The following is a 13,721-nucleotide window of genomic DNA, read 5'->3' on the forward strand; positions in this document are numbered from 1 at the left end:
GTACTGGCCGAAAAACCAAACAAGAGAGTCTGCCTGAAATGGCGTCGAGTACAAGTAATTACAAGGGGGAGGCTTGGCCATTAGGCCAGGATCCCTTGAAAGCCGGGATTAAAGTACCCATGTGCTATTAATAGGCTAGGCTCTAGAAAACGAACCACCGTGGCACTGCAATCATCCAATACATAGCAAGCAAGAGCCCGCATTCAAGAGAGAGGAGCATGGAATGAGCAAGATACCCGATACGCTCAGCACCCTGGAGGTGGGGAGTCACTCCTACACCTATTACAGCCTGCCCAAGGCGGCCGATAAGCTTGGCAACATAGACCGGCTACCCAAGACCCTGAAAATTCTGTTGGAAAACCAGCTACGCTTTGGCGACGACGAAAGCGTCGAAAACGACGACCTGCAAGCGCTGGTAGACTGGCAAAAAGAGGGTAAATCCAGCCGCGAGATCGGCTATCGCCCGGCGCGGGTTCTCATGCAGGACTTCACCGGCGTGCCCGGCGTGGTGGATCTGGCCTCCATGCGCGACGCGGTCGAAAAGCTCGGCGAAGATCCGGCCCGCATCAACCCGCTCTCGCCGGTCGATCTGGTCATCGACCACTCGGTCATGGTCGACGAGTTCGGCCACGCCACGGCGTTCGACGAGAACGTCGAGATCGAAATGCAGCGTAACCGCGAGCGTTACGAGTTTCTACGCTGGGGCCAGCAGGCCTTCGATAACTTTAAAGTGGTACCGCCGGGCACGGGTATCTGCCACCAGGTCAACCTCGAGTACCTGGGCAAATCGGTCTGGACCAAGGAAGAAGACGGCAAGACCTACGCCTTCCCCGACACCCTGGTCGGCACCGACTCGCACACCACCATGATCAACGGCCTGGGCGTGCTTGGCTGGGGCGTGGGCGGCATCGAAGCCGAGGCCGCGATGCTCGGTCAGCCGGTTTCCATGCTGATTCCCGAAGTCATCGGCTTCAAGCTCGACGGCAAGCTGCAAGAAGGCATTACCGCGACCGACCTGGTGCTCACCGTTACCGAAATGCTGCGCAAGAAAGGCGTGGTGGGTAAGTTCGTCGAGTTCTACGGCGACGGCCTCAAAGACCTCCCGCTGGCCGACCGCGCCACCATCGCCAACATGGCGCCGGAGTACGGTGCGACCTGTGGTTTCTTCCCGGTGGATGAAGAAACCCTGAACTACATGCGCCTGACCGGCCGCGAAGACGATCAGATCGCGCTCGTGAAAGCCTACAGCCAGGAACAGGGCCTGTGGCGCGAGCCCGGCGACGAGCCGATCTTCAGCGACTCCCTCGGCCTTGATATGAGCACCGTCGAAGCAAGCCTGGCCGGGCCCAAGCGCCCCCAGGACCGGGTATCGCTCAAGGACCTGCCCAGTGCCTTCGCCAAGGTAATGGAAGACGACGGCAAGACCCAGCCGGACACCGAAACCGGCAAGTTCTCCTCGGAGGGCGGCCAGACCGCCGTGGGTGTCGAGCGTAGCTTCGAGCACAACGACAGCCAAGATGTGTCCTACAACGGCCAGAGCTTCCGTTTGAACCCGGGGGCCGTGGTCATTGCTGCGATCACCTCGTGTACCAACACCTCCAACCCCAGCGTGATGATGGCCGCCGGCCTTCTGGCCCGCAAGGCACGCGAAAAAGGTCTGGAAACCAAGCCCTGGGTCAAGACCTCGCTGGCACCCGGCTCCAAGGTGGTCACCGACTACCTGGCCGCCGCGGATCTGAACAACGACCTGGACGCGCTGGGCTTCAACCTGGTGGGCTACGGCTGCACGACCTGTATCGGTAACTCCGGCCCGCTACCCGAGGAGATCGAAAAAGCGATCAACACCGGTGATCTGGCGGTCGCCTCGGTGCTTTCGGGCAACCGTAACTTCGAAGGCCGGGTTCACCCGTTGGTCAAAACCAACTGGCTCTCCTCGCCGCCCTTGGTCGTGGCCTACGCGCTGGCCGGTAACGTACAGAGCAATCTGACCACCGACCCACTGGGCGATGACTCTGATGGCAACCCGGTCTACCTGAAAGACATCTGGCCCTCCCAGGCCGAGATCGCCGAGGCGGTCGAGAAAGTGAACACCGACATGTTCCGCAAGGAGTATGGCGAGGTGTTCGAAGGCGACGAAACCTGGAAAGCGATCAAAGTGCCGGAAAGCCAAGTGTACGAGTGGCCCGACTCCACCTACATTCAGCACCCGCCCTTTTTCGAAGGCATGGGCCGGGAGCCGGAACCCACCGAGGACGTTAAAAACGCGCGGGTCCTGGCGATGCTGGGCGACTCGGTCACCACCGACCACATTTCGCCGGCCGGCTCCATCAAGCCGGATAGCCCCGCCGGGCGCTACCTGCAGGAAAACGGCGTGAAGCCGGTGGATTTCAACTCCTACGGTTCGCGCCGGGGTAACCACCAGGTCATGATGCGCGGCACCTTCGCCAACGTACGCATTCAAAACGAAATGCTCGACGGCGTGGTCGGCGGCGAAACCCGCCACGTGCCCAGCGGCGAGCAGATGTCCATCTACGACGCGGCGATGAAGTACCAGGAAGAAGGCACGCCCCTGGTGGTCATTGCCGGTAAAGAGTACGGCACCGGGTCGAGTCGCGACTGGGCGGCCAAGGGTACGCGGCTTTTAGGCGTGCGCGCGGTACTGGCGGAGTCTTATGAGCGTATCCACCGCTCCAACCTGATCGGTATGGGCGTGGTGCCGCTGCAGTTCCCGGAAGGCGAAAGCCGTGAAAGCCTGGGACTGACCGGCGATGAAGAAGTATCCATCGAAGGATTGGGCGATCTAAGCCCCGGCTCCAACGTCAAGGTCACCATCAAAAAGGGCAGTGACGAGCGTACGATCGAGGCGAAATGCCGGATCGATACGATCAACGAGCTGGCGTACTATCGCCACGGTGGTATCCTGCACTACGTGCTGCGCAAGATGATTGGCGCAGCGTAGCCCTACCGGCAACGCACGACCCAATGCTTGCACGCCCCCACTCCGGTGGGGGCTTTTTTTGGCCCTAAAAAAAGCGCCGCTACCTGAGTAGCGGCGCCGAGAGCCTTGAACGTTAAAACGCTTAAACGGCGCGACGACGGTAGTCGCGGTAATCCGGGTCCCAGCTCGCGTTTTCGATGTCCTTACGCAGCTGAGTGCCACTGGTGGTCAGCGCGACGCCGTTATGCTGCGCCATGGCCGCCACCTCGAAAGCGATCGACTGGCTGATTTCGCGAATCTTGGAAAGCGGCGGCAAAAGCGCGCCCTTGCCCTCTTTGACCAGCGGCGCTTCCCGGGCCAGCGCTCTTGATGCACTCATCAGCATCTCGTCGGTCACCCGGTGCGCCTTGGCCGCTACCACGCCCAGGCCAATGCCGGGGAAGATATAGGCGTTGTTGCACTGGGCAATCGCGTAGGTGCGACCGTTATAGACCACCGGCGCGAAGGGACTGCCAGTGGCGACCAGCGCCTGGCCGTCGGTCCAGCGAATCACGTCTTCCGGCACCGCCTCGGCCTGGGAGGTCGGGTTGGAGAGCGGCATGATGACCGGGTTCTCGCAGCCGGCGTGCATGGTGCGGATCACCTGCTCGGTGAAGATACCGCGCTGGCCGCACACGCCGATCAGCACCGTGGGCTTGATCTGCGCGATGGTCTCTTCCAGGCCCTGGCCGTTCCAGTCGGCGACCAGCGCCGGGTCGTGGGCCAGGCGGCGCTGGAAATCGCGCTGCCAGGGTTGGTCCGTCGTCATCAGCCCGTCGCGGTCAATCACGTAGACACGCTCGCGGGCCTCGCGCTCGGAAAGCCCCTCGGACTGCATGGCGACCACGACCTGCTCGGCGATACCGCAGCCGGCAGAGCCGCCGCCGACGAACACCACGCGCTGCTTGGCGATGCTCTCTTCCCGGGCGTGACAGGCGGCCATCAGCGTACCCACCACCACCGAGGCGGTGCCCTGAACGTCATCGTTGAAGCAGCAAAGCTCGTTGCGGTAGCGCTCCAGTAGCGGCACGGCGTTGGCCTGGGCGAAATCCTCGAACTGCAGCAGGGCGTTGGGCCAGCGGCGCTTAAGAGCGGCGATGAACTGCGCCATGAAGGCGTCGTACTCTTCCTGGCCGACTCGCTCGTGGCGCCAGCCCATGTACATGGGGTCGTCCAGAAGCGCCTGATTATTAGTGCCCACGTCGATCATGATGGGCAGCGTATGGGCCGGGCTGATCCCGCCACAGGCGGTGTAGAGCGCCAACTTACCAATGGGAATCCCCATACCGCCGATGCCCTGGTCGCCCAGGCCCAGAATGCGCTCGCCGTCGGTGACCACGATCACCTTGACGTTGTCCTTGGTGGCGCTGCGCAGGATATCGTCCATGTGCTCGCGGTCCGGGTAGCCGATGAAAAGCCCCCGGTGATTGCGATAGATATTGGAGAATTCCTGACACGCCTTGCCCACGGTCGGCGTATAGATAATCGGCAGCATCTCTTCCAGGTGCTCGGACACCAGGCGGAAATAGAGCGTTTCGTTATCGTCCTGGATGGCGCGCAGATAGATATGGCGGTCCAGGTCGCTGTGACACTGCTGATATTGGCGATAGCTGCGCTCGAGCTGGTCTTCGATGGTCTCGACCTTTTGCGGCAACAGACCGATCAAATTGAACGCGAGCCGCTCCTCTTGAGTAAACGCGCTGCCTTTGTTCAATAGCGGCATTTCAAGCAAGGAAGGACCGGCGTAAGGAATGTATAAGGGGCGTTTGCTCTGAGTCATGGGGCTCTCTTTTCGTCCATTACTGCTGCAGCGCAGCAATATCAAGCGTTTACGGTTATAACGGCATAATGTATCACGCCACTACGACAAAGGTGGCACGCAGGCGGGCTTTGAGCAAAAAAATGCCCCGCTTTTTTAGCGGGGCGTTGAACATCAACCGGTTAGCGTCAGGCCGTTTTGGCCTTGGGTTTGCGCCCTTCTACACCGGCGAAAAACAGCGGCCGCAATTTGACCCCCAGCATGTTGCCGGCAAAGGCGGCGGCCATCCAGAGCCAGCCGTGCAGGCTGCCCGAGGCAATACCGCTGAAGTAAGCGCCAATATTGCAGCCAAAGGCCAGCCGCGCGCCGTAGCCCAGCATCAGCCCACCGAGAATCGCCGCGATCACCGAGCGGATCGGGATGTTGAAATTCGATGCAAAGCGCCCGGCCAAGTGAGCGGCGGCCATCGCGCCCAGCATGATGCCGATATTCATCACGGTAGTAATGTCCGAGAAAATGCTGGCATCCAGCGCCGCCATGTTGGATTCCGACTGCCAATACCCCCACTGAGTGACATCGCCGCCCACGAAGTTAAAGACCTTCGCGCCCCAGAGCGCAAAGGCGGAGGTAATACCCCAGGGGCGCCCGGCCAGCGCCAGGGTAGCGAAGTTCAACAGCGCCAGCGCCACGGCGCCGGCCAATAGCGGCCAGGGGCCTTCCAGCCAACGCTTGCTACCCGGTTTGGTCACCGGGGCCGGTTTTTCTAGCTGGCCGTGGCGTCGGCGCTCCATTACCACCGTCAACGCGGCAATGGCGGCGAACAGCACCAGGCTGATCGCGATGCCGCCACCCGGGCCCGCTACTTCGACCAGCGAGACCGGCGCAAACGCGGGCAGGCTCTGCCACCAGGTAAAGTGCGCGGTGCCAATCACCGAGCCCACGATGAAGAACAGCAGCGTAATCAGCATGCGAGCATTGCCGCCCCCGGCGGTAAACAGCGTACCCGAGGCGCACCCACCGCCAAGCTGCATGCCCAAACCGAAGATGAACGCGCCGACCACCACAGAGATCCCGATGGGGCGGACAAAGCCAGAGACCGGCATATCGAATAACGTGCCCGCGCCCAGGGCGGGGAAAAACAGCACCACGGCAACGGCGAGCATTACCATCTGCGCGCGCAGCCCGCGGCCCCGGCGTTCGGTGATGAACGCCCGCCAGGCCGCGGTAAAGCCAAACGCCGCGTGATAGAGCGCCACACCAAACAGGCCGCCGATGATCATCAGCATGCCGGTGTTGGCACTAAAGAACACGCCGATCAATAGCGCCCCGAAAACGATCGCCGCCATGGCGATCAGCGGCACACGGTACTTGCTGGAGAAATTTTCAGCCTCCGCGGAGGCGGGAGTGGTCGACATAGCGCACCTTCGATCTTTTCAAAAACTCAACATCTGCACGGCGAAAACGGACGTATTCACCACCCTTTGAACCTCATTTTAAAACGCTTTTGCGATACCTCATCAAAGCTCACTACGCGTTGGCTACTCGCTTTTCTCGCTCTTGTCTTGTTCACCGTTTACCGGTTCGTCGTCTTCGTCACGCTGTACGTAGAGCGTATTGATCAGCACAAAGCCGATAACGGTGAGCGGTGCCGCCAACAGCACCCCGGCCACGCCAAACAGCGTACTGGCTGCAAAGAGCGAAAACAGCAGCATGGCGGGGGGCAAATTCACCGCGCGCTGCTGAACCAGCGGCTGCATCACGTTGCCTTCGATCTGCTGGATAATGGTATAGGCGATCAGCACAAAAAGCGCCGTTTGCGGGCTGACCGTGTAGGCCAGTAGCAGCGCGGGAATGGCCGCGATAAGCGGGCCGACCAGCGGCACGAAATCCAGCACCCCAGCAATCAGGCCAAGGCCCAGCGGCGCGGGCACGCCCAAAAGCCACATGCTCACGCCGACCAGTAGACCCGTCACGACCATCGCAACCAGTTGGCCACCGAGCCAAAACCGCAGCGCCTTGCCGCTTTTATCCAGCGCCTCGGCCAGCTTGTCCCGGCTTTTGACCGGCGCCAGCAACAACAACCCACGGCGGTAGACATCCGGCTGAGCGGCAAAATACACCATCCCCACGATCAGCGCGAAGAAATTGACCAGGCTGCCGCCCATGGAGACGACCACCATACCGACCTGCGCCAGGCCGTTTTCGAAAACCGAGCCCGCCCGCTCGCCGGCGTTCTCCATTAGCGGCTCAAGCGGCGTGCCCTGAAGGCGCTCCTGCAACTGCTCCCAGGCTTCGGGCAGCAAAGTCGAAAGCGACTCGAGTTCCGACGCCACCTGGGAGCCAAAGGCTACGCTGATCCCCGCCAGCACCAGCGTCAATGTCACCACCACGATCAGAAGCGACAGCCAGCGCGGCACCCCCCATTTGAGCAGCGGCACCATACAGGTTTGCAAAATACACGCGCCCACCACCGCGCCGAAAATCAGCAGCAACAGCCCCACCAGCTTCCAAAGCACCAGCGCCAGTACCGCCAGCGCCAGTACGATCATCGCTTTTTCCGTAAACGTTTGATGACGGTACGTCGATTGCATTCAATAGTCCCTTTGTAAATACCGTTCGATAAAAGCCGGAATACCCGTTGCAGCGCTCCCTTACATGCTGCACCCCACCGTGCTTTTCAAGCGTCGCCCAGTGTATTTCGCTTATCCGCCCAGCACCTAACGAATACGCGTTTTCTCATGGCCAAGCCCGAGCCCGGTCACGACATAGAAAAGCGAAAACACGATCGCGCCATAACAGAGAATGGCGTAGATGAAAAAATCCGCCGTGGAAACGCCCAGTGTAGCCGCCGTGAAAGCACCCGTGACGCCCCAGGGAATGAGCGGGGAGAGCGTGGTGCCGGTGTCTTCCAAAATCCTGGACAGGTTCTTGGGCGGCGTGCCGCTATTGGCGACCAGCGGGCGCAGCAGCGGCCCCAAAAGCGCGAAGGTGACGTAGTAGCTGCCGGTCAGCAAGAACGCCAGGCTGTGCAGCCCCATGGCGCTACCCAGCACCTGCCGCCGCCCGGCCTGGCGTTCGTTCAACAGCGCAATCGCCGCATCGAGGGTACCCGCGCTTTTGAACGGGGCGCCCAGTACGGCCGCGGCGATCAGCACCGCCACCGTGGACATCATGCTCTGCAGCCCGCCGCGGGAGAGCATGCTATCGACCATCTCACCCCCGGTGCTGGCGCTATAGCCGCCGTTCATGGCATTGCCGATCTCACTCGCCCCCGCCCCTTGAAGCAGCGCGGCGATCAGCGCGCCGCTGACGATACCCACGGCGAACGACGGCAGCACCGGCTTTTTCAGAAGAATGCAGACGAACACCATCACCGGCGGAAGCAGCGTCACCACATTGATACTGAACACCGCATTGAGCGTCTCGATCAGCGCGGCGGTTTCCGGCGCGCTGGCCTGCCCCGTGCTGATGCTACTACCCAGCCACGCGTAGACCGCCAGCGCAATGAGATACGCCGGCAGCGTCGAGTAGAGCATGTGACGAATGTGAGTCACGATGTTCACCTCGCACACGGCGGACGCCATGACGGTCGTATCGGAAAGCGGCGACAGCTTGTCGCCGAAAAACGTCCCCGTGACGATCGCCCCCGCCGCCCAGGCGAGCGGCACGTCGAGCCCCACGGCCACCGCCATGAGCGCCACGCCGATCGTGCTGAGCGTGCCCCAGGACGTGCCCGCCATGACCGACATCAACGAGCACGACAAACATGCCACCACCAAAAAGAGCCCCGGTGACAGCAGCTCGAGCCCCAGCGTAACCATGGCTGGTATCGTGCCCGAGAGCATCCATACCCCCACCATCATCCCCACGCTGATGAGGATCAAAATGGGAATCAGCATGGCCTGAATGCCTTTTAAAAGGTCCTCCTCCAGCCGCGCCCAGGAAATCCCCCATAAAAGACACAGCGAGATCGCAAGGCTCCCCGCCACGATGAGCGCCACCGCGGTCGGGATGGCCAGCCACATGATGGCGCCCAGCAAACTGCCCACGGCGACCACCAATAAAGCAAGATGATGAAGGCCGCCCAGTGCGACACCAGGCTCTGACGCTGAAGTATGACGAGACATGCAGGCTCCTCGCTAACGCGTGGTCGTAGTGGTTGTCGTTGGATACTTTTTTCAAGACCCGGACTGCACTGTACACAAAAGCCCTTCCCCAGCTAAGTGGAAGGGCCTTGTTTGACGCAATAAAACGCAGCGCCACCGTTAGAAAGCCGCCTTGTTATCGAAAAGGCTTGACGTTTGGTCGCTTAAACGAAGCGGCCCAGGCCCATGGCCGAACGTAGCTTCTCGATGCTGCGCGTGGCCTCTTCCCGGGCGCGCTCGGCGCCTTTTTGCAGCACCGCTTCGATATGGCCCGGGTCTTCCAGCAGCGCCGTGTAGCGCTCGCGGGGCGCGCTCAGGTGTGCGTTCAGGTAATCGAACACCTGGTTTTTCGCATCCCCCCAGCCGATACCCGCGGCGTACTGCTCGCGAAGCGCCGCGGTTTCGGCACTGGAGGCAAACGCTGCGTAGATCTGAAACAGCGTGCAGGTGTCCGGGTCTTTCGGCTCGCCAGGCTCCAGCGAGTTGGTCTTGATCTTGCGAACGAGCTTTTGAAGCTTTTTCTCCGGGGCGAACAAGGGGATGGTGTTGTCGTAGCTTTTCGACATCTTGCGCCCGTCCAGGCCTTTCAACACCTCGGACTTTTCATCCACCACCGCCTCGGGCTGGGCGAAATAGTTGCCCTTGTACAGGTGGTTGAAGCGCCCGGCGATATCGCGAGCCATCTCGATGTGCTGGATCTGGTCGCGCCCCACCGGCACCTTGTTGGCGTTGAACATCAGGATATCCGCCGCCATCAGCACCGGATAGCCAAAGAGCCCCATGGTCACGCCTTTATCCGCGTCCTGGTTGCCCGCCTCTTCGTTGTCCGCCACCGCCGCCTTGTAGGCGTGGGCCCGGTTCATCAGGCCCTTGGCGCACACGCAGGAGAGCATCCACGTAAGCTCCGGGATTTCCGGAATATCCGACTGGCGGTAAAAAATCGCGTTGTCGGTATCGAGCCCCAGCGCCAGCCACGTGGCCGCGATCTCCAGGCGCGACTGCTGCACGCGCTTCGGGTCCTGGCACTTGATCAGCGCGTGGTAGTCAGCCATGAAATAGAACGACTGCACGTTCGGGTCCTGGCTTGCCTCGATGGCCGGCTTGATGGCCCCCACATAGTTACCCAAATGGGGGGTGCCGGAGGTGGTAATCCCGGTCAGCACACGGGTTTTGGCATTGCTCATGGTGTGATGGATCCAGCGTCAGATAAATCGAAAAAGATAGGGGATTGTACACTCAATGGAGGGAAATCGTCGCCCAGACAACGCGGCCCTTTGCGGTTCCAACCCCCGCCCCATCTACGCGCCGTGATCAGGGCCCGCTACTGGTTAACGGGAGCCATTACGGCAAACGGCGACTGCGCCTGTTTTTCAATCGTTTGATGCATAACGCGGCGGCTCCCCCCATCCCGCCCAGCAGGGCGCCAAGAAAGAGCATAAAAATCACCCATTCATGATTGCCGGTCGTCGCGTTCGTTATAAAGTAGCTATCCAGTGCAACACTCGCTGCGGTAGCGGCTGCCGAATGGAGGAGGACCTTTTTGGCGGTCAGCATACCCATTGCCAAACCACATAAAAAAATCAGAACGTAGGCAAAGTGTACCGTTACTACCGCCATCACGAATTCATTCGACATCACGTGATTCGATAGAAAGGTGGCGCCTGCCTGATAAGCGTCTTTAACCAAGCGATAAGCGCTCATACAAAGCAAATAGTTAAAAGCCAGCGGATTGAGTTTGAAAGCAGGGCCCTTCCTTCCGCCCTCCATAAGAAATCTCCCACTTACTCGACTGTTGTATTGCCGGCTCTTAAAATCAGCGGCTACTTAGCGATGTCTTTTGAAAAAAAGGCGTAGCCAAGCGTCAGCGAAACCAGAATGCGCTGAATTGAATCCAGCATGTTGATCAACGGTGTGGAGACGTAGTAACCGCCCACTACCCCTTCGAAAACCCACAACATCATGCTAAAAAGAAGCACGTTCCTGAAGACCAGTGGCTTAAAAAGAAGCCCTGCAAGCCCAGCGAGCTCGGTCACTATAATAATGACTTCTAAATTCCTTAATCCTTCCTCATTGAAAATCGAAGAGTATCCTTGCCACCCTAACAACTCAACATGTTGCTCTGGCATATAAAACGCCATCTGCCATCCAAAATAGTACAGCGCTATATTGCTCAAAAACGATGCCAGAACAAGTGATCTAAACAGCGTACTCTCAACCATATCAACTCTCGCCTTAATAAGTGGCACACATATCAGAATACTGCTTCCGGGCGCTCTCATTCGAGTGATCAAGAGCGCTCAAAAAACTCTCTAAATCAGCACCCACCTCCCCCTCCAACTGATCCTGATATAAAGCGAGCGTTGAAAGGTTTTTGGCGTACATAAAGTCACTCATATACCGTCCCAAAATAGCTAAAGTCGCTATAAGCACTATTAAAAAAACCATAAGCGCTATCGTAAATCTTAGAAACTTCATATTAATGGGCCCTAATCCTTTTTCTTTCTTCAATTTCTTTCAACTCTTCAAGTGCCAGGCTTCTGGACGCAGCAGAATTCTCAGGAAAGACATCGGCTATTTTTTCGCATATAGCTTCCCTTCTTTTTGCAGCTTCCTCTTCAATAGATCGACCGTACTTTTCCAGCACAGTACTTCTTTCGAAGTACTCGCTCGCAAAAGACAGCGCACCGCCTAACAACAGCGCGATCAATGCAGGCATTAAAACAAGCTTATACACTATCTACTCCTTTATACTTTCAAAACGCCTTGAACGTGATTTCCGCTCTAAATAGGCCAGGGTTTCGTCAGCCTCTCGGTCAAGGTAAGGGTTCGGCGTCTTGCGCGGCGGAGGTCACGATTTCTCGATACAGAATGGCCATGGCCGTTACGGAAATGAGCGAGGTCGCAAAGAAAATTAGTGGCCGAAGAAGCAACAAAGCACCTGCACTCGGCAGGCTTTCGAGCGCTATCCCTATTGCGGTTGGAAAGAGCGCCAATACAACGAAAGCGCTCCACTGGTAGGGGCGAGAGAGTTGCCAGGCCAATCGAAAGGTAAGCGGCTGACCGACCGCAATACCGGGCAACACCAGCGCCAAACGGCTGTAGAGATAACCACTCAGCAGTAGCGTGATCCAAATACCGACGACGGGAACGAAAGCGAATAGCGACACTGGAATGAATAACGCATAAAGACCTAGCTGGTATAAGAAAAGTCGCGTTTCACGTTGCTCCCAGAAAAGCCCTCTACCAAAGCCGCTGGTTTGCTGACGCAAGATGGCATTGCATACCACGACCACCAAAAGCGTGTAGGCCGCTATATCGATGGCCTCTGCCAGTAACTCAAGTGACAGGTAAAGCGCCACTGGCCTGGGTTGAAGCATGACGACTCCTTGGGTAAGTAGCGCTGCTATTAGCGTCAGCCCCAACGGACCGATAAGCGCTATTAGTGTTATACGTTTGTAGCTCAACAGTGTGGAGTAAGTTTCGACCAGGATTTTAAAAAGCATGCACTCAATCACTATATGGGGAAAATTAAAGATGGGACGCGTCTAACAGTGCTAATTTTTAGCGAAATAACCCAGTGCATGACCGCAATTTTCTGCGAGAGAAACGGCCGTAGGCCTATAAGGCCTTAGTTCACGATAACACCACCATCGCTCTGGCCCACTCAAAGAACTTCTTGAGAGAAGGTAAATAAAAAACATCCTCAACTGCCTAAAAATATGTTTAAACCGTGGCCCTTCTCGGCAAAAAACAAGAAAACTCAGGCTAGTTGCATGGCCGTTCCTGGCTGCTTTTTCAAAAAAACTTCTTGCCATAACTTTATCTATTTCTCTCTTACCCTGAAAATAGTATCGATTAAAGCGCATCAATCCTTTTTGATAGTTAGCCTTACGAAAACATATCTTTTCTGCTTTATCAAAAAAATACAGCGCCTTCTCTTCATCCTCTTCACCATAATAACCACGCAAAAAACCGACTCCTACTGCACACAACGCGCCTGCATTCCTATTTAAAGCATCATTATTTAGAATATCGAGCGCGGACAAAACATCTTTATCACACCCCTTTCCTAAAGCAAGGTACCAACTTTTTAGCGCAAGAAAATCTGACTCGCCAGCTTCTACTCTGGCTATTATCTTTTTATAAGCACCTTCATCATTAACACCCTCCTCCCATGCATTTGTTTTAAAATAAAAAATTGGATCGTGATAAAGGTCCTGCATAAAATCACCGCTAACTGGATTTATATGGCGTTATGGATCAACAATGGGGTCACGCTATATTTCTAGCTTGGTACGCTCGACTCTAACAGAAATGGGTATGTCATGGACTCTTTAGCAGCCCGACTCTACCGGAGGGACGTTGCCGGTGAGGGTGTGTGCAGCTAGCAGCACTCGCGTGGTACTGATGCTCGCCGATGAGTTGCTAAGCATTGTTTCAGCTGAACGCTACCTCACCGTGTGCGCTGACTCGCTCATGAGTTGGCCGATAGCTTCCCATCTGTAATATTTGGTGCTGACTGGAAAGAGAAGAAGCACCTTATTGCTCCCTTAACTATTTCTTCGCGGAACCAAAAACCTAGCGAAAGCTCAGCTTCTACGGCCAAGCCCATTTGGCTTTACTAATCATATAAGAAAACCGATTATTAAAAACCCCATTACCCCAGCTGATGTATACAATATATTCACATAGGTTAATATCATATAAACCCTAACCCACAGCAGTGTTTCTTTATTAAATCCATCATTCCACCTATCTCTAGATAATATATATTTATTGAAATCAACTGTCTTTTTCATAGATTCCGAATTAACGGCACCGAAGTAGCACTCATATATCT

11 protein-coding genes are annotated in these 13,721 nt (G+C 57.2%); 1 reads left to right on the forward strand and 10 read right to left on the reverse strand.

Annotated features, from left to right (window positions below; genetic code table 11):
• The first annotated feature begins 223 nt into the window (after positions 1-223).
• Positions 224-2,959, forward strand: a complete 2,736-nt coding sequence (gene acnA / locus ACWHRL_RS14930) for an aconitate hydratase AcnA (protein ID WP_447894292.1) — start codon at positions 224-226, stop codon at positions 2,957-2,959.
• A gap of 121 nt (positions 2,960-3,080) precedes the next feature.
• On the opposite strand, the gene ACWHRL_RS14935 is transcribed toward acnA, so the two are convergent.
• The 10 genes from ACWHRL_RS14935 to ACWHRL_RS14980 all read right to left on the reverse strand — a co-directional run bounded on the left by ACWHRL_RS14935 (position 3,081) and on the right by ACWHRL_RS14980 (position 13,104).
• Entirely contained in the window at positions 3,081-4,757 is a 1,677-nt protein-coding gene (locus tag ACWHRL_RS14935; RefSeq protein WP_447894293.1) for an NAD-dependent malic enzyme, read from the reverse strand.
• A 167-nt stretch (positions 4,758-4,924) separates the two neighbouring features.
• Complete coding sequence (locus tag ACWHRL_RS14940; RefSeq protein WP_447894294.1) at positions 4,925-6,151, reverse strand: YeeE/YedE family protein; 1,227 nt, start codon at positions 6,149-6,151, stop codon at positions 4,925-4,927.
• 123 nt (positions 6,152-6,274) lie between these two features.
• A complete protein-coding gene (locus ACWHRL_RS14945) occupies positions 6,275-7,327 on the reverse strand; it encodes an AI-2E family transporter (RefSeq protein WP_447894295.1) in 1,053 nt (350 codons plus the stop codon).
• Between the two features lie 126 nt (positions 7,328-7,453).
• Positions 7,454-8,863, reverse strand: a complete 1,410-nt coding sequence (locus ACWHRL_RS14950; RefSeq protein ID WP_447894296.1) for a Na+/H+ antiporter NhaC family protein — start codon at positions 8,861-8,863, stop codon at positions 7,454-7,456.
• Positions 8,864-9,045: 182 nt separating this feature from the next.
• Entirely contained in the window at positions 9,046-10,065 is a 1,020-nt protein-coding gene (locus ACWHRL_RS14955; protein WP_447894297.1) for a tryptophan--tRNA ligase, read from the reverse strand.
• A 157-nt stretch (positions 10,066-10,222) separates the two neighbouring features.
• Entirely contained in the window at positions 10,223-10,648 is a 426-nt protein-coding gene (locus ACWHRL_RS14960) for a hypothetical protein (RefSeq protein WP_447894298.1), read from the reverse strand.
• Between the two features lie 53 nt (positions 10,649-10,701).
• Positions 10,702-11,100 (reverse strand): hypothetical protein, encoded by a 399-nt coding sequence (locus ACWHRL_RS14965; RefSeq protein WP_447894299.1) that lies wholly within the window; start codon positions 11,098-11,100, stop codon positions 10,702-10,704.
• A 257-nt stretch (positions 11,101-11,357) separates the two neighbouring features.
• On the reverse strand, positions 11,358-11,615 hold the full coding sequence (locus tag ACWHRL_RS14970; RefSeq protein WP_447894300.1) for a hypothetical protein: 258 nt from the start codon (positions 11,613-11,615) through the stop codon (positions 11,358-11,360).
• A gap of 79 nt (positions 11,616-11,694) precedes the next feature.
• Complete coding sequence (locus ACWHRL_RS14975; protein WP_447894301.1) at positions 11,695-12,384, reverse strand: hypothetical protein; 690 nt, start codon at positions 12,382-12,384, stop codon at positions 11,695-11,697.
• A gap of 51 nt (positions 12,385-12,435) precedes the next feature.
• Entirely contained in the window at positions 12,436-13,104 is a 669-nt protein-coding gene (locus ACWHRL_RS14980; RefSeq protein WP_447894302.1) for a hypothetical protein, read from the reverse strand.
• Positions 13,105-13,721: the final 617 nt, after the last annotated feature.

Source organism: Vreelandella sp. GE22 (assembly GCF_968212445.1).